A 26,738-nucleotide genomic window follows, 5' to 3' on the forward strand; every position below is an offset into this window, starting at 1 on the left:
ATATGAAAACAGGAATTTTAACCAATGAATTAACGTAATGTTTTAGAACATTAACGTAGAAAATCGGAGTAGAAACGTTTTTAGTAAAATGAGTTTATAAATTTTCAAGTAAAACCATAAACTCTTCTTTTTTTCGAACCGACAATGGTATAACAATTTTGTTTTTCATCACAATAGTATTACCGCCTTCCGATTTAATAAAATGATCAAAAAAAGCCATATTGATTAAATGTGATTTGTGGGTTCTAAAAAAATTATGAGGACTCAACAAGGTTTCATACTCTTTCAAATTTGTAGAAACAATCAATTTTGGCGAATTTATAAAATGAAAAGTAGTATAGTTTTTGTCCGATTCGCAATGCACGATATCCTGAATATTGATAGAATAAATTCTGTCCGCTGTTTTAAGAATGAGTTTTTGAAGATTTTTAGGGCGTTCAAGATTAGAAAATAAATTGTGAAGTTTCACATCAAAAACTTCTTTATTCATCAATTCTTCTGCTTTTTTTACAGCTTCAATCAATTCTTGTTTATCCAATGGTTTCAACAAATAATCAATCGCCGAAAAGCGAAAAGCTCTAATGGCAAAATCTTCATAACCTGTTATAAAAATGACTTTAAAATGAATAGGGTTTAGTTTCTGAAGCAAGTCAAAACCGGTTCCATCAGGCATTTCAACATCCAAAAAAACCAAATCGGGTGCTAGTTGTTTGATTAATTTTATTCCCGAAGCTACCGATTCGGCTTGACCAATAATCGAAATACCGGGGCAAGAAGATTTAATAATAGCAATATTATCTTTTCTTATTTTTTCAATGTCGTCAATAACGATAGCTCGTAACATAGTAGGTTTAATTTTCGTAAATATATGGAATTTCAAAAACAACTTTTGCTCCTGATACAACTCCTGCTGATGTGATTAAATTATCCGTTTGTACCACAAAATCTTTGTTTTTAGTATACGAAACCAAGCGTTCTTTGGTAATGGTCATCGCTAACGATTTGTGATTGCTTATCTTTTTCTCCGTGTCAAATCCTTTGCCGTTATCCGTCACTTCAAAAAACAGTTTTTCTTCTTTTAAATAGAAATGAACGTCTATTTTTCCGTTTTCTGTAGTATTGCTCAACCCGTGTTTGATGGCATTTTCAATAAATGGCTGAGCCAACATAGGTGGTAAAAAAATCGATTCTTTATCAATTTCTTCTTGTACATCAATGGTAAAGTTGAATTTATTGTCATACAGAAGTTGTTGTATGGAAAGATAATTTTCAATCATTTCAACCTCTTCTTCCAACGAAATATAGTTTTCATTCGAATTTTCCAGAATTTGTCTGGTGAGTTTAGAAAACTTGTCGAGGTAATTTACGGCTTCGTTGTTTTGTTTATTGTTAATCAAACCCCGAATATTTTGCACAGAATTAAATATAAAATGCGGATTCATCTGTGTGATGAGCAGTTTTTGTTTAATTTGGTTTTTCTCCAAAACGGAAATGGCTTGTTTTTGTTTGCTGTTTCTGTAATAGAAATAAGCTGCTAACAGCAATAGCACAAGTACAGCAGAAAGTGCAATAAGCCAATTGTTTTTAATGGCTGCTTTCTTTTCGGCATCCAATTTCAATTTTAATTCCTTTTTATCAAAATCGTACTTGAGTTGTTGCTTTTCCAGTTCATTTTTTGATGATTCAACGTTTTTATAGCCAACAATTTTATTGTGAAGTTGAAACATCTCCAATGCTTTTTTATAATCGTTTCGCATTTCACTCAATTTAAACAAAAGGTCGCTTCCAACTTCTTGAAGATCGACATTTTCTGTTTTAATACTCAGATCTAAGCCCTTTGTGATATAAAAGTACGCTTGTTCATAGTCCTTTTTTTCAAAATAAAGTTGTGCAATGCCGGTATAACCATTGGCCAAACTCTTGTCGTCTAAATCACCTTCGATTGCTTTTTTATACAAAACTTCGGCTTCATCATATTTTTGCTCGGCCAATTTCACACTACCAAGGCGACTCAAAACATAACTAACTTTAAATGAGCTATTTGAGTTTTCAGCAATAGCCAAAGCTTTATTTAAATTATCTATTGCTTCGGTATATTTTTTTAAGTTACGATAGGCTACACCAATAATAGAATAAGTCACAAATTTTGTATTTTCTTTATTTTCTGAGTATTCCGTACTTTTATTAGCGTCACAATAAAATATAACTTTTTTACCATATTCTATCGCTTTTTCATGATCGCCTTGAATAGAATAAAGTCCGGCAAGGTTAGAATAGACCGATCCAATTTCTACAACCGGATTTTCACCGGGATGCTTTTCAAAATAACGTAGAGCCATAAACAGGTATTCGGCTCCCTTCTCAAAATGTTTAAATTTTGCATACAATCGACCTTTATCCATTACGGAATAATACATGTCGTTATATAATTTTTCCGATTTAAAAAGGGCAATACTTTTGTCTATCGCTGCCAAAGCTGGTATAAGATCGCCTTTGGCTTTGTGCTCTTCCATTAAACTACTGTAGTAATTGGCAAGGCATTGCACATAGGCAGTGTGAACTTCCGGTGAACTTTTTTTCTTAAGGCATTCCAAAGCATAGCTGCCTTGCATACGGTTGAGAATATGATGCTTTTCATCCGTTTCGTGATACTTTTGCATCTTTGCCGTTAGTATTGCATACAGCTTAACGGTGTCATGCACTTTGGGGTTTTTAAGAAGCAATTTTAACGAATCAATCGTTCTGTCTTGCGAAAAAAGAGTTGAAGTAAAAAAAAGAATAGTTATCGTGGTAACTAATCGTAAAGTTCTATGCATAAAGTTAATTTGTAAGCGTTGTGAAAATTTGGTGGCTAAAGTAGGAAATAAAAAAATATGCAAACTAAATTTAACTAGTAGTTGAGAGCAATTCAACCGATCTAATCCATATCACATAAAAAAGAAAATGTCCTACCATCATCTCTCATCCTTCATCACCTATCTTTCCATGTAAGATTTTGATTATGAGAAAAATACCCATTTGTAGGGATGTTTTTGTAGTTTTTAATTTAGAAGTTTGATTATTCAATTAAAAACATACTTATGGAAGCAAACAAATTTAAAGATTTAGCAAAAACACTTGAACAGGATCCTAAACAATTAGAAGCGTTTAAAGAAAATCCTGTTCAATTTTTAGAACAAGTTAAAGAGAGACCTATCGATAACAAAGGGGTGTTCCTGACAATCGTAATTATCGTGGGAGTTGTATTAATTGGCTCCATTATTCTGGGGAGTATTATTATTTTTAGAGCACCCGACACACAAAACGCAAAAGTTCCTGAGTTTTTAGTTTCGGTTGGATCTACTGCGTTGGGTGCTATTGTGGGTTTATTGGCTCCAACACCTAATAAATAACCATTTTCAATAAATTGATAAATTTATATAATTTATCAATTTGTACTATTTTAAAAAAATAAACCAGGTAGCCGAAAAGGGGAAATAGAGTAGGCGAAAAAATAAATATATATGGCAGTTTCCGAATTTAATACCAAAAATTGCGAATCCATATCAATAAACTTTAGTATTTCTAATGTTGATGCTATGATTCCAGGAATAACAAGAGTTTACATTGATACTCCAAATGCCTATTCGCCAACCAAACCAATTTTTGAAACACCTTCACTCAATACAGATGCTTCAATCCCAAAAACACCCAAATTTAAACATTATAAAGGACTATTATATTTTGAAACTTTTTTGAGTTATAAAAACTTATCTAATCTTTCAAAAGAAGAAATTATGAAAACAGCAAAAAAAACAGTTCTCAACTATAGTGTTTTTGATTGTAATGATAATCACGAAGAATTTTCAACCTCTGATTTAATTGATTTAATCCCTAGTAAACACTTAGTTTATATTACAAAAAAATTGATTTGATATGAAAAATATACTAATAATACCACTACTCTTTTTTGTTATTTCAAATGCACAAAATAGTTCCATTAGTTCAGATGTAAAGAGTGCAGAAATTTCAAATCCTAACTCTTTGTCATTGTTAGATAATACAGCAACTATAGTGTCATCAAATCCTAACATAAAAGAATTTAGTTTGAATACTGAAAATCTCTCCCGAATATCCTTTGAGTATACTTTTTTTATAAATAAGTCATATAAAAATATTACCGGATTAGAATATTATGGTCTAGGAGATGACACTTTAGATTTAAAACAATTTACAATGAGAAAAATTCATCGACTAAATTTATCCGGTGCTTTAAATCAAACTGATAGTATAACAACTGCTGCAATTGGTTTAAATATTAATCTATTTACCCTATACTCAAAAAGTAATGCTAATTTATCAAAATCCTATCAAAATTTCAAGAAAAGTATTGCTACACTTTCTAATCTTGCTCATTCTCAATTGATTGATGAAGGAAAAAATATGAGTGATCCAGATTTTTCAACTTTGAAATTGGAGCGAATGGAAAAAATAAAACTTGAATTTGATGATGAATTTGCCGATATCTTGAAAAAACCTTTACTAACACTAGATGCCGCTGCCGCATACAGCCAATTATTTCCGACCAACACATTTGATGTAAATCAACAAGATAGAATTGGTGTATGGTCTACCCTAACTTTTGCTTTGAATACGAGTAAAGACAAAAAGAAGAAACATTTCATAAATGCCTATCTTTTCACACGATATATCAATGATAAATCTGTGTATAATGCCGTAAACGATAATTATCAAGACAATACTAATTTTTTTGATAACGGAGGTAAGGTAAAATTTGAAATCAATAAATTTTCAATAGCTTACGAATATATCACTAGAAATGGAGATTACTCCGACTATCGTTCAGTAGGGAATATTCAATATAAAATTAATGATAGTTTTTATGTAGTAGGTGGTTTTGGAAAGAATTTCAAGTCGGAATCTAATCAAGATTTGCTCACTATAATTGGTATCAAATGGGGTATAAATGAAAAAAATACAATCACTTGGTAAGTATTTAAAAAAAATCTCTTTTAAGCAAATTCTTTAAACCATAAAAAATATTTTACGTTTTTTTTTATCGCAATCAAGCAGATTCAACCAATTACGGAAATCCGTAAAGAACATCAAAAATCACTTTCTACCTTAGCAATCTAGTTTCGCATTTAATATTGCGGAACTATATTGTTAAAGTTGTTTAAAATTAATAGATTTGAGAAATAAATTTTATTTCATACATGCTTATAGAACCACGCAAAGCACTTAATAAAGCTTTTTTTTAAATTAAACCTAACCGCTCTGGGATTGAATTGTTTAAACACCATTTAATTCAGAGGCTCGACAGTAGTAAAGAAGGTGAATTTGAAGAGTTTCATAAAAATCTAATATCCGATTTTTTGAAGAACACCTATTATTCGCCCAACTATTTTATCAATACCAAAGGGCGTAATGATTTAGTAATCCATACCGGAAAAGAAGCAAAAAACAGCTGTTGCCCAAGACTTCTTTAGAACGGGAAATTAATTTGATTGTTTATGAGTTGTATAGGTTGAGTAAGGAGGAGATTGGGATTGTGGAGGGGAGTTAGAATAATAAAAATGAAAAACGAAGTTCTAACTATTGATAAAATTGATTTTGAATATTTATAACAAGATTTTATCGAATTAATCAATAGTATTTTAAAAAGTGATATTCATAAAATTTTAAAAGTTCAAAAGAAAACTTCTCATTGGTAAATCTTTATTTTAACAAAAAGGACAAAAAGAATAAGAAAAAATAGTAATTTTGTAAATTAACACTTTACCATCAAAGATGGATTCAATAGAAATTAAATTAAAAAAAGATTCAACAGGTAGAGACATTTCATTAGGAAGTATGTCTTTGGATGCATCAAAATCAATAAGAGAGATTTTGGATGCACTCATTGCTATAGTTGAATTTGAACAAGATTTAAACTTAAAAATTGGTTTAGAAGAAGGAAGTGCTGTTCAAAAAATTATTGGTTCAGATAACAACTTGCAAGTTGTTTACAATAAGATTAAAGATGCAGCTGATGGTTCTCCTCAGAGATTAAATAAGTATGTAAATAGTCTAAATATTATTTACAAAAATTTAGAATCTATTGAGGATTATGATATTTCATATAAGTCAAATAGAGGTGTTGAGTCTATAAAGCCTTTATTTACTCAAAAATTTAGAAGTAAGAGAAATTCGGATGTTACAGAAAATAATTTTAATTTAGAATTTTTTAGTGGTAAATTAGAGTTGAATGGAGGTAAAAAACCAAATTTTCACTTATTTACAAATAATACAACTTACACTATTCAATGTAGTGAGAAACAAGCAAAAGATGTTGGGGCATTTTTATATGAGAATATTAAAATTTCTGCACATGCTAAAGCTAAAAAAGATTCTATGGAATACAATTTCTGTGATATTTATGTAGGAACATCTGAAGGGTATTTCAATGAATTTAAAGATTTTTATACAGAATTAAAGGATAAATCTGGAACTCAAAAATTCCATTTTGTCAGCAATAAACTTGAACAATTTTATAATCAAAAAAATTATTCTGGTGCAAAGAAATTTATTAGATTATTTCTAAATGAATTTTCACATGTTACATATTTAAGAACAATCCTTGTCATTTCCAAAGCCTTTAAGAATGATGAATATTTAGGTGATATTCTATCTGATGTTGAAAAATTATTGTCTAAGAAAATAGGAAAAGCTTATTAATTATGTTTGAAAATTATAATTTAGAAGATTTAAAACCTGAATTGTTAGACATAAACACTTGTGATTTAACAAACGATTTTGTTGCTATTTCAGTTGAAGTAGATGAAAATGGTTTATGTTATCATTCTGGTTTAGTTATCTGTTATGAAGAAGAATTAAGCTACTTTCATTATACAGCCAAAGATGTGGTTTTGGAAAAATTAGATATTCCATTAATCGAAAAAGCTATTTTCTTAAAACAATTAAACTGCATTCACCATTTAGAAGTTGAATCTTTTTTGGGGCATTGTGAAAAATTAATAGAGATAGGTGTTTCACCTGTTTATGGTTTTATTTTTAATGATTCATATTATGACTCAACTACAAAAGAGAGTTTTTTAGTTAACACTCAGCATGACATTACAACTTGTGTAGGTTTTTGTATTAAAGTGATTAGAGGGTTTTTATATAATCATGATGAATATTTAAAATTAAGTGATTGGGATATTTCAACTTTACAAGGAACAAATCAAGGGTTGATAAACTATTTTAATCATGAAATTAATAATTATTCTATATTACATGAAGTAACTATAGCTCAATTAATTTCAATAGATGAGTTAAAAAGAATCACTCCAACTGAATTACTTGGCTCAGGCTACTTTATAAATTTACCAATTTTAAAAGCTTCAATTGATGCAATATTAGACAGGTTAATTTCTGATATTATAGCCATAAGAACAGTAGCATAAAAAGCTCCAGTCCGCTACGCAAAGTGTTCAGAACAAATACCCTATGAAATGCTCCGCAAACGTCCCAGACTTTGCGGTATTTTATGAAGTAACACTATAAAATTAAGATAGTTCAAAATTTTTAGTTATTTTTAATCAAATTTGTGTTTAGAAAAATTGGTAGACCTTACATTGTGGGTTGAATTTAAGTGTTTATTAGTTATTCTAAATTTTACAAACGTAACTAAATATGAATGATAATTTTAAAAAAATACCGGCTAATGACAGCGAAGTAAATTTGTATTGTTTTCTTGGAGAAGCATTATTGAAAACTCAAATGGCTGAACAAGCTTTAAGTCATTCGATAACTCTTAAAATGAATCCCAAAGAAACTAAAGAACGAGCTGATAAATTTTTAAAGCAAAACCAGTGTTATACTTTTGGTCAAGCCATTAAAATTGCTATCAGAGAGAAACTTTATAATTCTTCTTTGCAAGATGCTTTAAACGATTTTTTACAGCAAAGAAATTGGTTGGTTCATAAAGTAATCTGTGGAAACGAAGAAGATTTTAATAAAGGTAATTTCAAAGAGGAGTTGTTTCATAAGATAAAATCTGTTTCTAATAATGCCGAAAGTATTCAACGTGTTATTCAATACGATTTAATAGATTTTTGTTCCTCTCAAGAAAAAAATATGTCCGAAACCCTCGAACTTTTAAAATTACAAGAACAAGGAATAAGAATTCGAAAATAGAGTCAAAAAAACAAGCCTCTAGAATTCTCCTAACTTCATAGCAACAAATTAAAAAAACCAACCATACCCATATCTTATTTTCAAAACATCCTATTGCCTTTTCTAAAAAATTAAAAATATTTCAATTTCCTAAATGCATCAACTAAATCTCTTACTCAAACAACTTGAAATCATTCAAAACAAGTATGATCAATTTGCTGAAAAATCGGGAGAGCATTATAACGTATTTGATATTTTGGGTGTTCGGGCTAATGAACTAATTCATTCTGCCATTATCGGAAACCTATTAAATGTAAAAGGAAAACACGGTCAAAAAGATGTTTTTTTGAAATTATTCATCAATGAAATCAGAAATAAATTTAATAAGAGTTTTGAAGATGATATTAGAAATCAAATAATTAGTAACTTTCAAACAGAAAAAGCATATCTAAAAATTGAAAAATTTGCAGGAAAAGTTGATTTAATTAAAGATTATGGCGGTCGACTAGACATTTATTTATATGATGGGAAAAATGAAATTATTATAGAAAATAAAATTAATGCTGGCGATCAGGAGAAGCAATTACTTCGTTATTCAAAATTTAATTCTAAAGCACCTCTACTCTATTTAACTTTAGACGGAAAAGAACCTTCGACTAATTCTAAAAACGATTTATCGGTTACTAATCAATTTATATGCATTTCCTATAAAGTTGAAATCAAAAATTGGTTGGAAAAATGCATTAAAGAAATGGTTAACAAACCCGTTATTCGAGAAACGCTAAATCAATATTTATATCTCATCAATTCGCTCACAAATCAATTACCAAATGATCATAAAATGGAAGTAAAAGCACTTATCAAACAGAATTTACGAGAATCGCAAATGATAGTTTCACATTTTGAAGAGGCAAAAAATAATGTGATTTTAGAATTTTGGGAAAATTATATACTTACTTTAATCAAGCATTTTCCAAATTGGATAATTGAAAAAGCACCTTCAGATTTTCATGAACCTTATTATTATATTTTGATGCATCAAAAGAACAATAATGCTTATTTTTATACTAGATATAATACGAAGGGTGGTGAAATAACTTATGGAATTATTGCAAATTTAAAACATAGAAATCTTCCATTTGAAGAAGTTCATCGCCAGTTAAAAATTAATCAAGCATTAGGTAAATTTTCTATAGTTTGGAAAAATGAGGAAAACTTTAGTTTTAAAACAATTGATGATTTGATTTCAATTCAAATTAATCCTAAAGATGTTGAAAAAAGATTGACAGATAATTTACAAGAGTTTATTAGCTTCAACATATACAATTATGAAAAAATATTGGAATTTATAAATTCAACTATTAAAATTTAATTTCATTATGCGTTACGTCATCGCCTTCTTCCTCCCCTGGCTTTCCTTACTTTTACAAGGAAAAATACTTTCGGGTATCATTTGTTTAATTCTACAAATCACCATCATTGGTTGGATTCCTGCCGTGATTTGGGCATTTACGGCGTTGAATCGGATGTATGCGGATAGGAGAACGAATAAAATTATTAAGGAGATGAAGCGGAATTAAAAAAGAACAGTAAAATTACAAAGTTTGAAATGCATGCCACGAATTTGGCACTCACAAATCCGTGAAAATCTGCTTTCGCAAAGCGAATCAAAAATCTGCGTCAATCCACTTAATCCATCCGATGCAATCGGCATATCCGTGTTCCATTCATTAAGTAGTCAAGACAGAAATGCTATAAAATAAAAAACCCCAGCGTTAACTGAGGTTTCCTAGTAGCGGGAACAGGACTCGAACCTGTGTCCGCCGCGGCGGATATGAGCCCTCCAACCCGTTAAAATGAAAAAACCTCATCAGATGATGAGGTTTCCTTAGTAGCGGGAACAGGACTCGAACCTGTGACCTTCGGGTTATGAGCCCGACGAGCTGCCTACTGCTCTATCCCGCGATGTATGTTTTCGAATTATAAATTCGCTAATGTCTTAATAAACTCTGAACCTGTGTTCGCCTCGGCGGATAGGAGCCCGACGAGCTGCCTACTGCTCTATCCCGCGATTTGTGAGTGCAAATATACAACGATTATTCTAAAAAGCAAGTATATTGCGGATATTTTTATGTTTTCTATTGGGTAAGCGTTGCAAATCGGGGTAAACCTTTGACCTCTAAACCATAAACGAAAGGTATATAAATGAAAAACACCCTGAAACGTGCAGGGTGTATTCCAAATTCAACTAAATACTTGCAACACTTATAGAAAACATTACAATTCTTTCTCAAAAAAATTTACTTTTCAGACGATCTGCTTTTACTCAAATAAAACGTTTATATTCTGTCTGAAAATTAGTAAACTTTTATTGGCTTATATTAATTTTTTAATTACAAACGTCTAACAGGCACACAGTAGTTATCCTTACTGTCTGATACAAATGTAAAACGAAAAAAAGCAATAGAGTGTAGTACAAACTATCAATTTAAGTAGAACTTGTTCTACAAAAAATAATTTTTAAACCTTCTCATTAAAAAAGGTAAACAGTTCTATTAATGCAGCGAGATTGTCGATTTGTAGTTTTTCAAAAATTCGCTTTTTATAAGTACTTACGGTGGTCTTTTGAATATTCAACGCATTGGAAATTTCAAGATTGCCATAACCTTTTACCAATAAGCGAGCAATTTCAATTTCTCGACCGGATAAATGTTCTATGGGGTTTATTTTTTTTCCTAATAAATAAGAATTCAAAATCTTTTCTTTAGTTACGGCACTAATAAATTTTCCTTCGTTAACCAAGGTAGCAATAGCTTGCTTGATTTCTTCCTCTTCACTCAACTTATTCAAATAGCCATTGGCTCCTGCATTAAAAAAACGAAGAGCATGAATAGATTCATCAAAAGCCGAAAAGATCATGATTTTTATGTTAGGATATAGCTTTTTGACTTCCGGAACAATAGTAATACTATTTCCATCCGGAAAATTGATATCCAAAATCAGAACATCAATAGGATGATTTTTTAGTACTTCTAAAATAGTGACAAAGTTTTCAACTTGAAAAACAGTGGCGTTTTCATACAACTCTTTAACAATCATAGACATTCCTTGTCTAACCACCGTATGATCATCGGCCAATAAAAAGTTAATTTCTTGATTATATTCCATAGTTGTTTTGATAAGTAGGGTTATAGACTATCAACAAGGATAGTAAACGCAACTTTTGTACCCTGCATGGGTTTGCTGTCAACAGTAATGGTTCCACCAAACAACTCAACAATTTCTTTACACAAATTGAGCCCCAATCCGGTACCAACATCATTAATTTGAGTAGAATTGATTCCTTTATAAAAACCTTCAAAAATAATTTTCAAGTCGGTTTCCGAAATCCCTCTTCCATTGTCCTGAACCATAAAATTCAAGTGATATTGCTTGTTGTTTATTTTCTGAGAATTAACGGTTAATTTAATTATGCCATTGTCGGTAAATTTATTGGCATTACCAACAATGTTATATAACAACTGATGAATTTTAGTTGCATCACTGTTAACCAAAGAACGTTCGTTTACATTGGATTGAACTTCTAAAACGTTCCCACTGTTTTCAACCAATGTGCTCAAATTGTTTATTATCTGATTTAATTCCGATTCTAAATCAAACTCTTTTTTGTTTAAAACCAAATGTGTGTTTTCATTTTTAGAAAAATCCAATACCTGATTCACCATAACCAATAAAGAATTTGTAGTAAATTGAATTGTTTTAAACACTTCTTTCGTGTCTGCATCTTCAATCTTTTTACTCACTTTTTTGCTGTAGATCGAAATCAAACTCAAAGGTGAACGAATCTCATGACTCAACATGCCAACAATTTTATTTTTAAAAGATAGGTTTTGTTGAATTGTTTCCTGAGCTAACAGCAATTTTCTTTCGTTTTCAAAGGCTAATTGAGTAAAGAAAAACAATAAAACCGATAACACTAACATAATAAGTACGATGCCTAAAATAGAATAAAAGCGAATAGTTTGATTGGTCGTGAGCTGTTTATTAAACCCTTCTTTACTTTCGGTTCCTAACCTTAAAAAATAATTTCTAAACTCATCCAACAATGCTTTACTCTGATCAGATAAATTTCTATTAGCAGCAATAAGCATAGCGTCTCGCTTGCGAAGCTTTTCATAATTGCTTTTAATGATTTGAAACTGCTGTTGATAATGCTTATCAGAATTCTCAAAAACATTTTCAAACTGCTCTTCTACCGAACCGGACTCCTCTACTTTGCCATATTTCATGGTAACTTTTTGTTTCAAGGTCTCCTTTTTAATTTCAATCTTACCGGATAAAGCATTCATTACTCTTGTAAACAATCCTTTTCGGGCCAAACTGTCGGCTTCCAAATGCGATTCTACTTCTACACTGTCTAAAATATCCTTATAATTAATTTTATTCAATTTTAAAGGAATTCCATCCGTATCAACCAAATAAATTTCTGGGTTTTTAAAAATAGAATCGATGCTAAATTTCAATTTATCAACAGCATACTGAAGGTATTTTTGTTGATTAACCGTTCGCTTTAATTTTTCATTCTCATCGGTAGTAAAATGAACAGTATCCAATTGGGAAGTCATTTTATCTAAAAGAGAAAAATAGTTTTCCAACGACTGAACATCTCTAAACTGAAGATAATCCTGCAAACTAATTTGAGCTTCATTAAAATCATTACTGGCATTATCAATTAACGAATTTGAGCTTTCGGCATAATGAATTTCTTCATTAAACTTATCTAGCTTTTTCTCGTTTACCGATTCATTATACCACAACAACAAGACTATTAATTGTAACAATATGATGGATACAATCAAAATTAAATGGGTAGCCTTTCTGTGCTTAGATGAAGATAGCGTTGAAACTATTCGATCAAAAAAATTCTTGTTCAATGTTGAATTTGGTTAAAAAATTATACTTCTGTCCTCTAAAAAATCAATAAATCATTATTTAAAAAAAAATACCTAAAAACTTAAAAAACAGATATTTAAAACACAGATAACTCACATAGCCATCCTACTTAAAAAAGATTTTACGAACAATGCTTACATCTGGTAAAAATACCAATAAAACTACAAAAGCCTGTAGAACAATTAAATAATGTTATGTAGAATTAATTCTACACATTTCGTCGATTTTTAATGATCTAAAAACGATTTGTTCTTTGTTTTCAAGTGTTTAAATTAGTAAAAAAAATCCAATTATTGTCATTTTAAAGTGATTTTCTTACGATTAATTTACACTCATTTTCAAGTTGAAATTTTTGATTTGTAAGAATCATTTCAGCCAACGATTTTCCCATGTTTTTAAAATCGGTAGAAATGGTCGTAATGCCGTTTTCAACCACTTTTTTTAAAGGAGTATCGTTATACGAAATGATCCCGTAATCAAGCCCTAATCTAAAATTTTGTGCCTTAGCATATTCAATTACTTCCACTAATTGTCGATCATTTGGAATTACAAAAACTGTTCCTTTTTTCATAAAATGTGATTCAAAATGCGAGATAACCTGATGTAAAAAGTGATAATCAGAACAAAATTTTTCAAAACCTTCCACCATGCCAAGCGGTTCCTTTTGACCGGGAAAAATTAAAATCATTTGTTCATACAGATCAATTTTTGACTTTCCTTCCAACAATAAAGAATACATATCTTTCACAAAATTTTGATGCACCGAAGGATAATCACTCAATTCTTCATTGGTTTGATCCAAAATATAAACATCACTTTTGGGCAATGTTTTAATAATGGAAGCCGCTCCTTTCAAATTGGTTGGCATAATAATGTATTTAGAATAATTGCCGTTACTTTCATTGATTAATTTTCGAAACATCACCAAATTAAAATGATGAAAATAAATATCCACTTGTGCCCTATTGTCAATCGTTTCCAAAAAAGAAGTATACAAATCTTCCTTAAAGGCATTTAATTCATCAAACAACACAAAATAACGTTGCTCAAAACTAAATTCAACACTTTTTACGTAATAACCTTTTCCTAAAATGGCAAACACAATGCCTCGCTTTTTCAACTCATCATAAGCCAACAAAACAGTATCCCTCGAAATCGAAAATTCTAAACTTACTTTATTAACAGACGGAAGTTTGTCGCCTTTTTGCAGTCGATTCTCCGCAATGGCAATTTCTATAGATTGAATTATTTGTTTGTATTTCGGAATTCCCGACTGAGTGTCAACAACAATCAATTTCATAAAGAGTAGTTTAAAAACTGGTGGCAAGATAATCAAAAACTGGTAGGCACTGGTATGTGATCGAAAATAACTTTCCTACTTTTGTTGATATATCTATAAAAAAATGATAGAAAAAAAACATATTTCTCAATTAGACTATCCTGAAAAAACGAAATCATTCGGAATGACTTCAGATGGGAGAGAAGTTTTTTGTTATACCTTAACCAATAAAAAAGGAATGGAATTGGCTGTAATGGACTATGGTGCAACCATAACTTCCATAAAAGTCCCAACAATAAACCACAATAAAATAGATGTTGTTTTGGGTTTTGATAACGTAGAAGACTACATCAAATCATATAATTTACCAAGTGCTCCTTACTTTGGTTGCGTTGTTGGGAGAGTAGCAGGAAGGATAAATAAAGGATCTTTTTTGTTGAATGATAAAGAAATTTTCCTGACCAAAAACCATGGAAATCATCAATTACATGGTGGAAAAGAAGGGTTCGGACAAAAAATGTGGAAGATGAAAAAACGCACCAATGGCGATTTCCCTTCCATTACGTTTGAATATGCAAGCCAAAATGGAGAAGAAAATTTTCCAGGCGTATTGGTCGTTGAAGTAACCTACATGCTCACAGAATCCAACCAAGTAATTGTGGAATACAACGCATTCAGTACAGAGGACACCATTGTAAACCTAACGCAACACAGTTATTTCAATTTAGAAGGACATCAGCACAACATCAGCAATCAAACCTTGTTTGTTAATTCCTCCAAAATGTTGGAAACCGATGAAGAAAACATTCCAACCGGATTAGTTTTAAATGTAGCCAATTGCCCTTTCGACTTTTCAGAAGAAAAAAAATGTCCGAAATCCATTGACAATACATTTGTTTTGAATGAAAAAAACAGAATTGCAGCCTCATTATACAGCAAACAAAATCAATTGAAAATGAGTGTTTTCACCAACCAACCAAGTGTGCACATTTATGTGGGTGGTAATTGCTTCGGTCTACTCAAAGGAAAAGAAAATGCCGATTATCATACTCACAGCGGTATTTGCTTTGAAACGCAACATCATCCGGATTCACCAAATCATGCTCATTTTCCTTCTATCGTTCTAAAAAAAGGAGAACAATATTACCATCAAACCATTTTTGCCTTCGAAAACATTTAATCCAAGACTATGAAAAAATTGCTTTTATTCCTTCCAATATTTTTATTATTGATTAATTGTTCCGATGACGAAAAAACACCTGAAAATGAACCCATTATTCCGGAAGACAATTTCATCAGAGCATCAGACATGTCTTTTTTACCATTAATTGAAAGCGAAAACACAACCTATTTCAACAGTGCAAACCAAGCTGAAAATGCGTTAACTACATTAAAAAATGCAGGCTGTAACACGATAAGAATTCGTCTTTGGAAAAACCCAATCGACAATCAATCAAGTTTTAATCAAGTAAAAGCGTTTGCTCTGCGAGTAAAACAAGCCGGAATGAAAGTATGGCTCTCCGTTCATTACTCCGATACGTGGGCAGATCCGGGTCAGCAAAGCACACCTGCAGAATGGGAAAGTCTATCCTTCACAAACCTAAAAAACGAAGTAATCAGCTATACTGAAACCATTATGACCGAAATTCAACCCGATATCATTCAAATCGGAAACGAAATCAACAGTGGTTTTTTATGGCCAAATGGTCACCTCATCGATAATGAAAGTCAATGTTTAGAATTACTTTCTGCAGCAAGTGCTGCTATTAGATCAAAATCAGAAACCACAAAAATAATGCTTCATTACGCCGGAATTGGTAGCGGATCAACTTGGTTTTTCAATAAAATGAGTCCGATTAATTATGATTACATCGGCGTTTCCTACTACCCGATTTGGCACGGAAAAAATCTTTCTGAATTAACTTCCACCATCAACTCCTTAGGACAAACCCATAACAAAAAAGTTATTGTTGCCGAAACATCCTATCCGTTTACATTAGGTTGGAATGATTGGACAAATAATGTGGTGGGATTAGAAGACCAAATTATCCCCGCCTATCCGGCAACACCGGAAGGTCAAAAAAATTATATGCTAGCCATTAAAAATGTAATTCAACAAACCGAAAGCGGTATCGGATTTGCCTATTGGGGTGGAGAATGGATTGCTTTTAGAGGTGATGAATCGCCCAACGGCTCCTCGTGGGAAAACCAAGCCTTATGGGATTTTAACAACAAAGTACTACCGGCAATTGCCGTATTTAACCAAGATTAATTATGAGAAAAATAGTTTTAACAATCGTATTCGTTGCTCTTTTATCAATACCAAAAAGTAACGCTCAGGAATTTGCAAAAGGTGCCGATGTAAGTTGGCTACCCCAAATGGAAGCAACCGGTTATCAATTTTATGATACGGATGGCACTAAAAAAGATGCATTGCAATTATTAAAAGACAGAGGAATGAACACTGTTCGTCTACGTGTTTTTGTCAATCCTTCAAATGATCCACAAAGTGGTCATTGCAGCAAAGAAGAAACCGTTGCTTTTGCATTGAGAGCACAAAAAATGGGTTTCCGAATTATGATCGATTTTCACTATTCAGATTCATGGGCAGATCCCGGCAAACAAAACAAACCTGCCGCTTGGAAAGACCTTCCGTTTGATAAATTGGCTGATGCAGTTTACGATCATACATTTGAGGTAATGACCGCATTAAAAAAAGCCAACGTTAAAACAGAATGGGTGCAAGTGGGCAACGAAATACCGGGCGGAATGCTTTGGCCGGATGGAAGCACTGACAATTGGGTTCAACTAGGCAAATTATTGAACAAAGGCTATGATGCCGTGAAAGCAGTAGACAAATCCATCAAAGTAATAGTGCATTTGGATGAAGGCGATAACATCCAAAAATTCAGAACGTTTTATGACAATGCAACCGCTCAAAAAGTGCGTTATGACGTAATTGGACTTTCCTATTATCCATTTTGGGTAAAAAAAGATTATACCGAAACGATAGCTAATCTAGAATTCAACCTCAACGATTTAGTAAAACGATACAACAAAGAAGTGATGGTAGTGGAAGTTGGTGGCGAAGATGATAAAATCGAAAACACGAAAGCCTTATTAGAAGCTACCATCAAAGCCGTTAAAAATGTACCAAATAACAAAGGCTTAGGCGTTTTATACTGGGAACCACAAGGAGCAAGAAGCTGGAGCAAATACAACTTGAGTGCTTGGCTTCCCGACGGAAAACCTTCACCTGCTTTGGATGCGTTTAAAGACTAATAAAATCCGTTTAATCAGTAAAATCCGTGGCGAAAAAAAACCAATGAGTGAAACGACCTAAAACTCACATTATTTATATGTTCAAAAATAAAAAAATAAATCAGCACCAATCAGTTTAATCAGTAAGATCCGTGGCAAAAAAACCAAGGAGTGAAACGACTTAAAACTTACGTTACTTATACAGTCAAAATAAATAATCATCATTTAGTATAATGAAAAAATACCTAATCCTATTCATAACCTCTGCTGTCGTCTTTTCCTGTGGTAAAGAAGTAATCAACTCCAATCGTACAAAAACCAACTTTGGTTCCGATTGGACATTTACTAAAGATTCCACAGCATTAAACTGGGAAAAAGTAAGCATTCCACACACCGCACAAATTGAACCTTTGGTGGTCAACAACCAATGGCAAGGCGATTGTTGGTATCAAAAGAAATTTGATGTTGAAATAGTAAAAAACGAAAAAGTATTCCTCTATTTTGAAGGTGTCATGCACGAAGCCTGGGTGTGGATAAACGGTAAATTCGTAACCCATCACCAAGGCGGCTATTTACCTTTTACAGTGGATGCAACCGATTTTGTTCAAGAAAAAAACAACACAATAATTGTCAAAGTCAACAACGAAGACAATCCGCAAATCCCACCCGGAAAAACCTTAAAAACATTGGATTTTAATTATTATGGCGGAATCTATCGCAATGTCTATTTACTAAAAACCAATCCGGTTTACATCACCGATGCGGTGCATGCCAATCAAACGAATGGTGGTGGAATTTTGGTTCATTTTGATAAAATTTCTAATGAAAAAGCAAGCGGAATCATCAAAGTACATGTAAAAAATGAAACCGATGAACCTAAAAAAATTAAGTTAGGAATTACTTTTTCATCTAACAATAAGAAAACTGAATTCACCTCTAAAGAAGTGATGATTGCTTCAAAATCTGATGAATCCATCATCCAAAACATTGAAATTCCAAATCCCACTTTATGGGGAATTGAACAACCTGATTTGTATGAAGTTATTGTCAATGTAATTTCTGAAAATAATACCGTAGACAGCCAAACCATCAAAACCGGAATCCGAAAAGCAGAACTAAAAGCAGATGGCTTCTATTTAAATGATAAAAAAATATTCATCAACGGAACCAATCGCCATCAGGAATATCCCTACATTGGTTATGCTCTTTCAGACGAAGCCAATTACAGAGATGCTGTAAAAATAAAAAATGCCGGTTTCGATTTTGTTCGTTTGTCACATTATCCGCAAACAGAAGCTTTTTTGAATGCGTGTGACGAAGTAGGACTGTTAGTAATGAATTGTATCTCCGGTTGGCAATTTGTGGGTGATGAAAAATTCATTGAAAACTCCTATCAGGAAATCCGCGATTTTTCAAGAAGAGACAGAAATCATCCAAGTATTATTTTTTGGGAAGTTTCGCTGAACGAAAGTGACATCAAAGAACCCTACATGAAAAAAGCCAATGAAATTTTAAAAGCCGAATTGCCTTATGCTCATGTTTACACTGCTGGTTGGATAGACAATCCGAATTACGACATTTACATACCTGCTCGTCAACACGGAAAAGCTCCCGACTATTGGAACAACTACGAAAAAGGAAACCGCAAAATATTTATTGCCGAATATGGCGATTGGGAATATTATGCTCAAAATGCAGGCTTCAATCAAACCGCCTATTCAAACTTAAAAGAAGACGAACGCACGAGCCGTCAATTGCGTGGTTTTGGCGAAAAACGATTGTTGCAACAAGCCTTCAATTACCAAGAAGCCTTCAATTCAAATTTAAAAGGAAAACATACCATTGGTCAAGCCAATTGGCTAATGTTTGATTATAACCGTGGTTATGCCGATGATATTGAAAGTTCGGGCATCAGCGATATTTTCAGAATACCAAAATTTGCTCATTATTTCTACCAAAGCCAACGTTCGCCAACGGTGAAATTAAACGATGATTTAGTTTCTGGTCCGATGGTCTATATCGCCAATTATTGGAATGAAAAATCAAGTTTAGATATAACAGTTTTTAGCAATTGCGATGAAGTTGCATTGTACTTGAATGATGAATTGATTGGGAAACAAAAACAAACAGTAACAGCATTTTCAGAAGAATTACCTCATCCGCCTTTTGTGTTTAAAATTCCTGCTTTTCAAAAAGGAACGTTACGAGCAGAAGGGTTTTTAGATGGGAAAAAAGTAGGCGAACATACTGTAAAATCGGCAGAAACACCAAGTGCTATTCAATTGACTTTTGATGAATCAAACATAAAAATCAATCCGGAATTTCCTGATGTTGTATTTATTTATGCTTCAATTATGGATGCAAACGGAACCATTGTTTCGGGTGCAACTAATTCAGTAGAATTTTCAATTGAAGGAGAAAATGCCGAGTTAATCGGACAAAATCCGGTTACTGCCGAAGCAGGTATTGCTACGATTTTACTTCGTACAAAAAACTTCAAAAAACCAATTAAAATCAAAGCTAAATCAGCCAACCTGAAAGAAACTACGCTTGAACTGAAATAAGATGAAGAAGAAATTAATTTCCGCTACGACGGAACATTTTAAAACAATTTTCCAACACGAACCGGAAGCAGTTTTTCTTTCTCCGGGAAGAATTAATATTATCGGTGAACATGTGGATTATAATGATGGTTTTGTGTTACCGGCTGCCATCAACAAATACATTTGCTTTGCCATTTCAAAATCGGAAAATGATGAATGTACGGTGGTGGCCAAAGATTTGAATGAATCCTATCAGTTCAACTGGAAAGACGAAGTAAAACCCGTTGACAAAATGTGGGTCAACTACATGTTAGGGGTTTTGCATCAACTCAAAGAACGCAACTTTTCATTAAAAGGAATTAACATTGTGTTTAGCAGTACTATTCCAATGGGAGCAGGACTTTCATCGTCAGCAGCCTTAGAATGCGGATTTGGTTATGCGTTGAATAAACTATTCAAATTAGGCTTATCACGAGAAGAAATTGCCTTGATTGGTCAAAAATCAGAACATACTTTTGTAGGTGTAAAATGCGGCATCATGGATCAATTTGCCAGTGTGTTTGGCAAAAAAAACAAAGTCATCAAGTTAGATTGCACTTCATTAGAACATGAATACCATTCAGCAGATTTTAAAAAATATTCCTTACTTTTAATCGACAGTAACGTAAAACATACGCACCTTACCTCAGGCTACAACACCCGAAGAGAAGAAGTGGAAAAAGGGTTAGCGATTATAAAAAATCGATTTCCACTCATTAAAACATTCAGAGATTGCACAGAAACTCAATTGAATGAATTGAAAGAAGAATTAGAGGAAACGATTTATAAACGTTGCCATTTTGTGATAAATGAAATTCGAAGAGTGAATGAAGCGGTGTATGCCTTAGACCGAAATAATTTTGAAGAACTGGGTAAACTAATGTTTGAAACACACGAAGGCTTATCGAAAGAATACGAAGTAAGTTGCGAAGAAGTCGATTTTTTAGTTGATTTTGTTAGAAACGAAAAGCAAGTAATCGGTTCACGAATGATGGGTGGCGGTTTTGGTGGTTGCTCAATCAACTTAGTTGAAAAAGGTAGCGAAGAAACACTATTTGTAAAAATTTCAGAAGCTTATTTACAAAAATTCGGCATACAGTTGAATCATTACAAAGTAAAAATTGCCAAAGGAACTTCTAAAGTTAAAACGAAAATAATTAAATAATTCAAACCTGACAGGTTTTTGAAACCTGTCAGGTTTAACGAATACAAAAGATAACAATTCTAAATTGCGTCTTTGAAATAAAAAAACATGCAACAATTCAACACCAACGAACATCCACACCGCCGTTATAACCCACTTTTGGATGAATGGATTTTGGTTTCTCCCCATAGAACGAAACGTCCGTGGCAAGGTCAAAAAGAAACTCATTCTACCGAATCGCTTCCGGAATATGATCCAACGTGTTATTTGTGTCCGGGAAATGAACGCTCTAACGGAACTAAAAACCCCGAATACACCGATTGCTATGTGTTTGAAAACGATTTTTCGGCTTTATTAAACGAAGAAGTTGAACAAAATTCTGCATCTACTTCTCCCCTTTTTAAACTCAAACCGGAACGTGGAATTAACAAAGTGGTTTGTTTTTCACCCAAGCACAATTTGACTATTCCTGAGATGGAAATCGGTGACATTGAAAAAGTCATTCAAACGTGGAAAGAACAATATATAGAGTTAGGCAATTACGATTTCATCAACCACGTACAAATTTTCGAAAACAAAGGTGCAGTCATGGGTTGCAGTAATCCGCATCCGCACGGACAAATTTGGGCTCAATCGTCCTTACCAACCCAAGTGGAAAAAACGCAAAAAAATCTTGAAAAATATTACGAACAAAATAAAGTAAGTCTTTTAAAGGATTATTTAGACGAAGAATTAAAATCAAAAGAACGGTTGGTGTATGAAAACAATCATTTTGCTGTGGTCGTTCCGTTTTGGGCAACATGGCCCTATGAAACAATGATAATCAGCAAAAGACATTTCGGAACCATCATTGCCATGACCAAGGAGGAAACAGTGGCATTTGCCGAAATTTTAAAAACGATTACTGTTAAATATGACAATCTTTTTGAAACTTCTTTCCCCTACTCGTCCGGTATTCATCAAGCACCAACGGATCGTTTAGCTCATCCGGAATGGCATTTTCACATGCATTTTTATCCGCCTTTATTACGAAGTGCAACGGTAAAAAAATTCATGGTGGGCTATGAAATGCTAGGCGAAGCTCAACGAGACATTTCACCGGAAAAAAGTGCAGCTGTTTTACGTGAATTACCTACCTTGCATTATAAATTAAAATAATAACCTAACCCTTTTTCCATGAATACAGGTTTTGAAACATTAGATTACGTTGTTTTTGTATGCTATGCTATCTTAATTTTAGGAGTCGGACTTTGGATGTCTCGCGATAAAAAAGGGCATCAAAAAAATGCAGAGGATTATTTCTTAGCCAGCAAATCATTACCGTGGTGGGCAATTGGAACTTCGTTGATTGCTGCTAATATCTCTGCCGAGCAATTCATTGGAATGTCAGGTTCAGGTTTTGCAGTAGGTTTAGCGATTTCTTCGTATGAATGGATGGCGGCCATTACGTTAATCATTGTGGGAAAATATTTTCTTCCCATTTTTATTGAAAAAGGAATTTATACCATTCCGGAATTTGTGGAAAAACGATTTTCTACCAATTTAAAAACCATTTTAGCTGTATTTTGGGTGGCGTTGTATGTGTTTGTCAACATTACTTCTGTGTTATATTTAGGTGCTTTGGCGATGAATACCGTGATGGGTGTAGATATGATGTGGGCGATTATCGGATTGTCATTATTTGCAGCAGCTTATTCGCTATATGGTGGATTAGCTTCAATTGCTTGGACCGATTCCATTCAAGTGGTTTTCTTGGTTTTTGGTGGTTTAGCCACAACGTATTTGGCATTAAACACGGTCTCAAACGGAGAAGGAATGGTAGAAGGATTGGGAATTATATACGATAAAGCACCGTCAAAATTTTCGATGATTTTGGATGAATCAAATCCCGAATACCTGAATTTACCGGGAATTGGCGTTTTAATTGGCGGACTTTGGGTGGCGAATTTATACTATTGGGGATTCAATCAATACATCATTCAACGAGCATTAGCTGCAAAATCATTAAAAGAAGCTCAAAAAGGAATTTTATTGGCGGCTTTTCTAAAATTATTAATTCCATTCATCGTAGTAATTCCGGGAATTGCGGCGTATGTAATTGTAAATGATCCTGAAATGTTAGCTCGTTTAGGAGCAGATGGTTTAATCAATATTCCGAGTGATGGTGCGGCTGATAAAGCTTATCCTTGGCTAATTCAGTTTTTACCAACCGGACTTAAAGGATTGGCTTTTGTGGCATTAACAGCGGCAATTGTGTCTTCTTTGGCTTCGATGCTGAATTCTACTTCAACCATTTTCACGATGGACATTTACAAACAATACATCAATAAAAACTCAGACGATAAAAACACAGTAAAAGTAGGACGAATTACGGCTGCTGTTGCTTTGACAATAGGTGCAATTGTTGCTCCATTATTAGGCGGAATCAATCAGGCATTCCAATTTATTCAAGAATATACCGGTGTGGTGAGTCCGGGTATTTTAGCCATTTTTGTATTAGGTCTGTTTTGGAAAAAAACCACAAACAAAGCAGCAATTTGGGGAGCATTACTCTCTATTCCAATTGCGATGTTCTTTAAAATTGGTCCGAAAGGATGGGCAGCCGGAACTTCACTAGAAGGCATTTTCCCAAGTGTTCCTTTCTTAGATCAAATGGGCTATACAACCTTACTCACAATGGCAATTATCGCCTTAATCAGCTGGTTTCAGAACAAAGGTGTTGATGACAGCAAAGGATTTGAATTGCGAAGAGAAACATTCAAAACAACTTCAACTTTCAACATTAGTGCTTTCGCGGTAATGATTGTGTTGGTCTTCTTGTATGCGTTCTTTTGGAAATAAAATCTGTCTTAACTTTCTAATTTGATTGTTGAATGCGTTATATTATCTTCCAATCCGAAATAAGGATAGTATATGGAAAACACCTTAAAGACGAAAGCCTTTCAAAAACGTAACTTTAGCATACAACTACTTAAATTACAAAAAGACTTTAGCGGATAACACTAATTTGCAATCCCTCATTTTCCCACATTGACAAATTGACCCATCAACTAATTGACAAATTGCCACATTATCTCATTGTCCCAAAATAAAAAAACTTGCTATTTGGGGATAGCAAGTTTTTTAGTGGGGTTGGTATTTGTGTTTTGGAAAATTAATCCGGAGTACCTACTACTCCAGTATTGTCGGTAATCAACGGTAAACGTACCGCAACTCCTTTATCGTTTAACATGGTCATTTGGAAAGTATCTTTCTTTGCCAAAGCATACGATATCAATCCATTGAACTTGTTGTATGATATATTCATTTCTTTTAAGTTGTCCAGTTTCTCAATTTCAAAAGGAACTTGACCAACAAAATTGTTTTCAAATAAACTCAAGTTTTCAAGAGCTTTCAAATTTTCAATTTCATAGCTCAATTTTCCTGAGAAATTATTGCTGTTGAGCATCAAAACTTTTAAGTTTTTTAAGCTATATAATGAACTTGGTAATTCTCCTTGCAATGAATTATTAAAAAGAGAAAGATTCTCCAATTGTGTTAATTGCCCAATTTCTTGTGGTAAAGAACCTGTTAGTGAATTCATATACAATTCAATAACCTTTAACGAAGTTGCTTTACCTAATGAAGCAGGAATAGAACCTGTTAACTTGTTAAACGAAATATTCAACGTTTGAAGGCTTTTCAATTCACCAATTGAAGCAGGCAAATTACCGGAAAGGTTATTTTTAAATAAGTTTAAAGTTTCTAAATACTGTAGTTTAGAAATTTCAGTAGGAATTTGTCCGTCTAAGTTATTATTTGGCAAAGCTAAACCAATCACTTTATTGTCTTTAATCTTAACACCATACCAAGTAGAAACTGCTGCGGATAAATCCCATTTCATTTTCCATTGGCTTCCGTTGGTTGATTGATTCAGTTTAATTAAAGCTTCTCTTTCAGAAGGAGATACTTCGGCAAAAGCTGATAAAGTTAAAAAGAAAACGAGTAATATAGATGTAAAAGTTTTCATGTATCAATTAAATTTGGGGTTTGATGAAGTAAATATATATAATTATTTCGTTCAAATGCAAATATTATCGATGAAATGCGTTTATTATAACATATTCTTTAACTTTTCTTACAAAAATATGATTAAAATTTTAAGAGGTTTAAAATAATTAATATGCCGTCTTCAAACATTTGTTAATTATCAGTAAATTATGTTAAATAAAGATTAACCTCAAAAACATTTAATTTTATATAAAGTAAATTTGTCCGATACCATAATTAACCCAATACCTATTTGACTTCACTATGAAAATAAAAAATATTGTTTTAATTCTCCTATTAGTGGGATTAGTTGCGTTGATCGTATATCGGATTTTTAGTAATAAAGAGAAAGACAATTCAAATAAAAACGGAGTTACAAAAACAATTGCAAATACAAATGGAATTGTGATTCAACCTAAAAAGTTTTCTAACGAATTAACACTTTCCGGAAGCATTGATGCCAACGAACAAATTGAATTAAGAAGTGAAGTTTCAGGTGTTGTCCAAGGAATTTACTTTCAAGAAGGAAGTGTTGTTAATAAAGGTCAGCAATTAATCAAGGTCAACGATATAGAATTAAGAGCTCAATTCTCGCAAGCCAAAACAATGCAAAATTTGGCCTCAGAAAATGAAAGAAGAGCCAAATTATTGTTAGAAAAAGAAGCCATCAGTCAAGAAGAATATGAAATTGCATCGGCCGAATTTCAATCAGCAAAAGCTCAATCACAATTAATTCAGGCACAAATCGCACGAACTTCTATTGTTGCTCCTTTTTCGGGCCGAATAGGTTTACGATCAATTTCTCCGGGTACGTATGTTACACCCACAACAGTAATCGCCAAATTAGTTAACAACACACAAGTAAAAATCACTTTTTCAATTCCGGAAAAATATGCTTCTTTGATGAAGATTAATTCGAAATTAAGCTTTACTACTGCGGGAGGAAAAGAATCATATTCTGCTACAATTTATGCCATTGAGCCTGCCGTTGAACTAACAACCAGAACATTACAAGTGCGAGCCATTGCTGAAAATAAAGAAGGTAAATTAATACCCGGAACTTTTGCTAACATTTCATTACCACTGGAAAATTTAGATGATGCTATTTTAATTCCAACTGAAGCAATTATCCCAATTCAAAACGGTAAAAAAGTTTTTGTTGTTGAAAAAGGAAAAGCAAAAGAAGTTATTATTGAAACCGGCAATCGAAATGAAAAAGAAATTTTAGTCACATCCGGACTAAAAATTGGCGACACACTTATTACATCAGGAATTATGGCCGTAAAACCAGGTGCTGATGTCAAAGTTAATTTAACCAAAAACTAAATCG

General features: G+C 32.8%; 23 protein-coding genes and 1 tRNA gene. 17 read left to right on the forward strand and 7 right to left on the reverse strand.

Translation table 11 applies throughout. The features are described from left to right. Positions 1 to 94: 94 nt before the first annotated feature. Positions 95 to 844 carry a LytR/AlgR family response regulator transcription factor gene (locus M0M57_RS03180; protein ID WP_248435306.1) on the reverse strand — a complete coding sequence of 250 codons (750 nt, stop codon included), beginning with the start codon at positions 842 to 844 and terminating at the stop codon, positions 95 to 97. A gap of 7 nt (positions 845 to 851) precedes the next feature. Beyond that, positions 852 to 2,816: a histidine kinase gene (locus tag M0M57_RS03185; RefSeq protein WP_248435308.1), complete on the reverse strand. Its 1,965-nt coding sequence runs from the start codon at positions 2,814 to 2,816 to the stop codon at positions 852 to 854. A gap of 264 nt (positions 2,817 to 3,080) precedes the next feature. On the opposite strand from M0M57_RS03185, the gene M0M57_RS03190 reads away from it, so the two are divergent. From M0M57_RS03190 to M0M57_RS03225, 9 genes are all read left to right on the forward strand, one after another. Then, positions 3,081 to 3,392: a hypothetical protein gene (locus M0M57_RS03190; protein WP_248435310.1), complete on the forward strand. Its 312-nt coding sequence runs from the start codon at positions 3,081 to 3,083 to the stop codon at positions 3,390 to 3,392. Between the two features lie 111 nt (positions 3,393 to 3,503). Further along, positions 3,504 to 3,914, forward strand: a complete 411-nt coding sequence (locus M0M57_RS03195) for a hypothetical protein (RefSeq protein WP_248435312.1) — start codon at positions 3,504 to 3,506, stop codon at positions 3,912 to 3,914. A 1-nt stretch (position 3,915) separates the two neighbouring features. Next, on the forward strand, positions 3,916 to 4,992 hold the full coding sequence (locus M0M57_RS03200) for a hypothetical protein (protein ID WP_248435314.1): 1,077 nt from the start codon (positions 3,916 to 3,918) through the stop codon (positions 4,990 to 4,992). 296 nt (positions 4,993 to 5,288) lie between these two features. After that, the gene (locus M0M57_RS16785; protein ID WP_456071405.1) at positions 5,289 to 5,489 is read left to right on the forward strand and encodes a DUF7149 domain-containing protein; all 201 of its coding nucleotides are present in this window, start codon (positions 5,289 to 5,291) and stop codon (positions 5,487 to 5,489) included. Positions 5,490 to 5,790: 301 nt separating this feature from the next. Next, on the forward strand, positions 5,791 to 6,717 hold the full coding sequence (locus M0M57_RS03205; protein WP_248435316.1) for a hypothetical protein: 927 nt from the start codon (positions 5,791 to 5,793) through the stop codon (positions 6,715 to 6,717). Positions 6,718 to 6,719: 2 nt separating this feature from the next. Next, positions 6,720 to 7,448 carry a hypothetical protein gene (locus M0M57_RS03210; protein ID WP_248435318.1) on the forward strand — a complete coding sequence of 243 codons (729 nt, stop codon included), beginning with the start codon at positions 6,720 to 6,722 and terminating at the stop codon, positions 7,446 to 7,448. 229 nt (positions 7,449 to 7,677) lie between these two features. Then, complete coding sequence (locus tag M0M57_RS03215) at positions 7,678 to 8,181, forward strand: hypothetical protein (RefSeq protein ID WP_248435320.1); 504 nt, start codon at positions 7,678 to 7,680, stop codon at positions 8,179 to 8,181. A 133-nt stretch (positions 8,182 to 8,314) separates the two neighbouring features. After that, complete coding sequence (locus tag M0M57_RS03220; protein ID WP_248435322.1) at positions 8,315 to 9,532, forward strand: PDDEXK-like family protein; 1,218 nt, start codon at positions 8,315 to 8,317, stop codon at positions 9,530 to 9,532. 7 nt (positions 9,533 to 9,539) lie between these two features. Then, the gene (locus M0M57_RS03225) at positions 9,540 to 9,740 is read left to right on the forward strand and encodes a YqaE/Pmp3 family membrane protein (RefSeq protein WP_248435324.1); all 201 of its coding nucleotides are present in this window, start codon (positions 9,540 to 9,542) and stop codon (positions 9,738 to 9,740) included. A gap of 312 nt (positions 9,741 to 10,052) precedes the next feature. Here the strand turns inward: M0M57_RS03225 and M0M57_RS03230 are convergent. The 4 genes from M0M57_RS03230 to M0M57_RS03245 all read right to left on the reverse strand — a co-directional run bounded on the left by M0M57_RS03230 (position 10,053) and on the right by M0M57_RS03245 (position 14,413). Next, positions 10,053 to 10,125: transfer RNA gene (locus M0M57_RS03230), tRNA-Met, on the reverse strand. 555 nt (positions 10,126 to 10,680) lie between these two features. Then, positions 10,681 to 11,328: a response regulator transcription factor gene (locus tag M0M57_RS03235; protein WP_248435326.1), complete on the reverse strand. Its 648-nt coding sequence runs from the start codon at positions 11,326 to 11,328 to the stop codon at positions 10,681 to 10,683. 20 nt (positions 11,329 to 11,348) lie between these two features. Continuing rightward, positions 11,349 to 13,001 carry a sensor histidine kinase gene (locus M0M57_RS03240; RefSeq protein ID WP_248435328.1) on the reverse strand — a complete coding sequence of 551 codons (1,653 nt, stop codon included), beginning with the start codon at positions 12,999 to 13,001 and terminating at the stop codon, positions 11,349 to 11,351. Between the two features lie 413 nt (positions 13,002 to 13,414). Beyond that, a complete protein-coding gene (locus M0M57_RS03245; RefSeq protein ID WP_248435330.1) occupies positions 13,415 to 14,413 on the reverse strand; it encodes a GntR family transcriptional regulator in 999 nt (332 codons plus the stop codon). Positions 14,414 to 14,516: 103 nt separating this feature from the next. Between M0M57_RS03245 and M0M57_RS03250 the strand changes: the two genes are divergently transcribed. From M0M57_RS03250 to M0M57_RS03280, 7 genes are all read left to right on the forward strand, one after another. Then, positions 14,517 to 15,572 carry an aldose epimerase family protein gene (locus M0M57_RS03250; RefSeq protein WP_248435331.1) on the forward strand — a complete coding sequence of 352 codons (1,056 nt, stop codon included), beginning with the start codon at positions 14,517 to 14,519 and terminating at the stop codon, positions 15,570 to 15,572. Positions 15,573 to 15,581: 9 nt separating this feature from the next. Then, positions 15,582 to 16,664 (forward strand): glycoside hydrolase family 53 protein, encoded by a 1,083-nt coding sequence (locus M0M57_RS03255; protein WP_248435332.1) that lies wholly within the window; start codon positions 15,582 to 15,584, stop codon positions 16,662 to 16,664. Between the two features lie 2 nt (positions 16,665 to 16,666). Beyond that, positions 16,667 to 17,674 (forward strand): glycoside hydrolase family 53 protein, encoded by a 1,008-nt coding sequence (locus M0M57_RS03260; RefSeq protein ID WP_248435333.1) that lies wholly within the window; start codon positions 16,667 to 16,669, stop codon positions 17,672 to 17,674. Between the two features lie 212 nt (positions 17,675 to 17,886). Beyond that, a complete protein-coding gene (locus tag M0M57_RS03265; protein ID WP_248435334.1) occupies positions 17,887 to 20,217 on the forward strand; it encodes a glycoside hydrolase family 2 protein in 2,331 nt (776 codons plus the stop codon). A 1-nt stretch (position 20,218) separates the two neighbouring features. Next, complete coding sequence (gene galK, locus M0M57_RS03270) at positions 20,219 to 21,400, forward strand: galactokinase (protein ID WP_248435336.1); 1,182 nt, start codon at positions 20,219 to 20,221, stop codon at positions 21,398 to 21,400. 87 nt (positions 21,401 to 21,487) lie between these two features. Continuing rightward, positions 21,488 to 22,537 (forward strand): UDP-glucose--hexose-1-phosphate uridylyltransferase, encoded by a 1,050-nt coding sequence (locus tag M0M57_RS03275; protein WP_248435338.1) that lies wholly within the window; start codon positions 21,488 to 21,490, stop codon positions 22,535 to 22,537. Between the two features lie 18 nt (positions 22,538 to 22,555). Continuing rightward, the gene (locus M0M57_RS03280; RefSeq protein ID WP_248435340.1) at positions 22,556 to 24,220 is read left to right on the forward strand and encodes a sodium/sugar symporter; all 1,665 of its coding nucleotides are present in this window, start codon (positions 22,556 to 22,558) and stop codon (positions 24,218 to 24,220) included. 313 nt (positions 24,221 to 24,533) lie between these two features. Here M0M57_RS03280 and M0M57_RS03285 read toward each other — a convergent pair whose 3' ends face one another. Further along, complete coding sequence (locus tag M0M57_RS03285) at positions 24,534 to 25,388, reverse strand: leucine-rich repeat domain-containing protein (RefSeq protein ID WP_248435342.1); 855 nt, start codon at positions 25,386 to 25,388, stop codon at positions 24,534 to 24,536. Between the two features lie 284 nt (positions 25,389 to 25,672). On the opposite strand from M0M57_RS03285, the gene M0M57_RS03290 reads away from it, so the two are divergent. Beyond that, positions 25,673 to 26,734 carry an efflux RND transporter periplasmic adaptor subunit gene (locus M0M57_RS03290; RefSeq protein WP_248435343.1) on the forward strand — a complete coding sequence of 354 codons (1,062 nt, stop codon included), beginning with the start codon at positions 25,673 to 25,675 and terminating at the stop codon, positions 26,732 to 26,734. The last annotated feature ends 4 nt before the right edge of the window (positions 26,735 to 26,738 follow it).

This window comes from Flavobacterium azooxidireducens, assembly GCF_023195775.1.
GTDB classification, from domain to species: domain Bacteria; phylum Bacteroidota; class Bacteroidia; order Flavobacteriales; family Flavobacteriaceae; genus Flavobacterium; species Flavobacterium azooxidireducens.

What these genes read in the sequence shown, in the direction of transcription:
- M0M57_RS03180 (WP_248435306.1), bottom strand. Translation starts at nt 844, where the DNA reads ATGTTACGAGCTATCGTTATTGACGACATTGAAAAAATAAGAAAAGAT.
- M0M57_RS03275 (WP_248435338.1), top strand. Translation starts at nt 21,488, where the DNA reads ATGCAACAATTCAACACCAACGAACATCCACACCGCCGTTATAACCCA.
- M0M57_RS03220 (WP_248435322.1), top strand. Translation starts at nt 8,315, where the DNA reads ATGCATCAACTAAATCTCTTACTCAAACAACTTGAAATCATTCAAAAC.
- M0M57_RS03215 (WP_248435320.1), top strand. Translation starts at nt 7,678, where the DNA reads ATGAATGATAATTTTAAAAAAATACCGGCTAATGACAGCGAAGTAAAT.
- M0M57_RS03225 (WP_248435324.1), top strand. Translation starts at nt 9,540, where the DNA reads ATGCGTTACGTCATCGCCTTCTTCCTCCCCTGGCTTTCCTTACTTTTA.
- M0M57_RS03260 (WP_248435333.1), top strand. Translation starts at nt 16,667, where the DNA reads ATGAGAAAAATAGTTTTAACAATCGTATTCGTTGCTCTTTTATCAATA.
- M0M57_RS03200 (WP_248435314.1), top strand. Translation starts at nt 3,916, where the DNA reads ATGAAAAATATACTAATAATACCACTACTCTTTTTTGTTATTTCAAAT.
- M0M57_RS03210 (WP_248435318.1), top strand. Translation starts at nt 6,720, where the DNA reads ATGTTTGAAAATTATAATTTAGAAGATTTAAAACCTGAATTGTTAGAC.
- M0M57_RS03190 (WP_248435310.1), top strand. Translation starts at nt 3,081, where the DNA reads ATGGAAGCAAACAAATTTAAAGATTTAGCAAAAACACTTGAACAGGAT.
- M0M57_RS03285 (WP_248435342.1), bottom strand. Translation starts at nt 25,388, where the DNA reads ATGAAAACTTTTACATCTATATTACTCGTTTTCTTTTTAACTTTATCA.
- M0M57_RS03250 (WP_248435331.1), top strand. Translation starts at nt 14,517, where the DNA reads ATGATAGAAAAAAAACATATTTCTCAATTAGACTATCCTGAAAAAACG.
- M0M57_RS03235 (WP_248435326.1), bottom strand. Translation starts at nt 11,328, where the DNA reads ATGGAATATAATCAAGAAATTAACTTTTTATTGGCCGATGATCATACG.
- M0M57_RS03185 (WP_248435308.1), bottom strand. Translation starts at nt 2,816, where the DNA reads ATGCATAGAACTTTACGATTAGTTACCACGATAACTATTCTTTTTTTT.
- M0M57_RS03205 (WP_248435316.1), top strand. Translation starts at nt 5,791, where the DNA reads ATGGATTCAATAGAAATTAAATTAAAAAAAGATTCAACAGGTAGAGAC.
- M0M57_RS03265 (WP_248435334.1), top strand. Translation starts at nt 17,887, where the DNA reads ATGAAAAAATACCTAATCCTATTCATAACCTCTGCTGTCGTCTTTTCC.
- M0M57_RS03290 (WP_248435343.1), top strand. Translation starts at nt 25,673, where the DNA reads ATGAAAATAAAAAATATTGTTTTAATTCTCCTATTAGTGGGATTAGTT.
- M0M57_RS03280 (WP_248435340.1), top strand. Translation starts at nt 22,556, where the DNA reads ATGAATACAGGTTTTGAAACATTAGATTACGTTGTTTTTGTATGCTAT.
- M0M57_RS03245 (WP_248435330.1), bottom strand. Translation starts at nt 14,413, where the DNA reads ATGAAATTGATTGTTGTTGACACTCAGTCGGGAATTCCGAAATACAAA.
- M0M57_RS03195 (WP_248435312.1), top strand. Translation starts at nt 3,504, where the DNA reads ATGGCAGTTTCCGAATTTAATACCAAAAATTGCGAATCCATATCAATA.
- galK (WP_248435336.1), top strand. Translation starts at nt 20,219, where the DNA reads ATGAAGAAGAAATTAATTTCCGCTACGACGGAACATTTTAAAACAATT.
- M0M57_RS03255 (WP_248435332.1), top strand. Translation starts at nt 15,582, where the DNA reads ATGAAAAAATTGCTTTTATTCCTTCCAATATTTTTATTATTGATTAAT.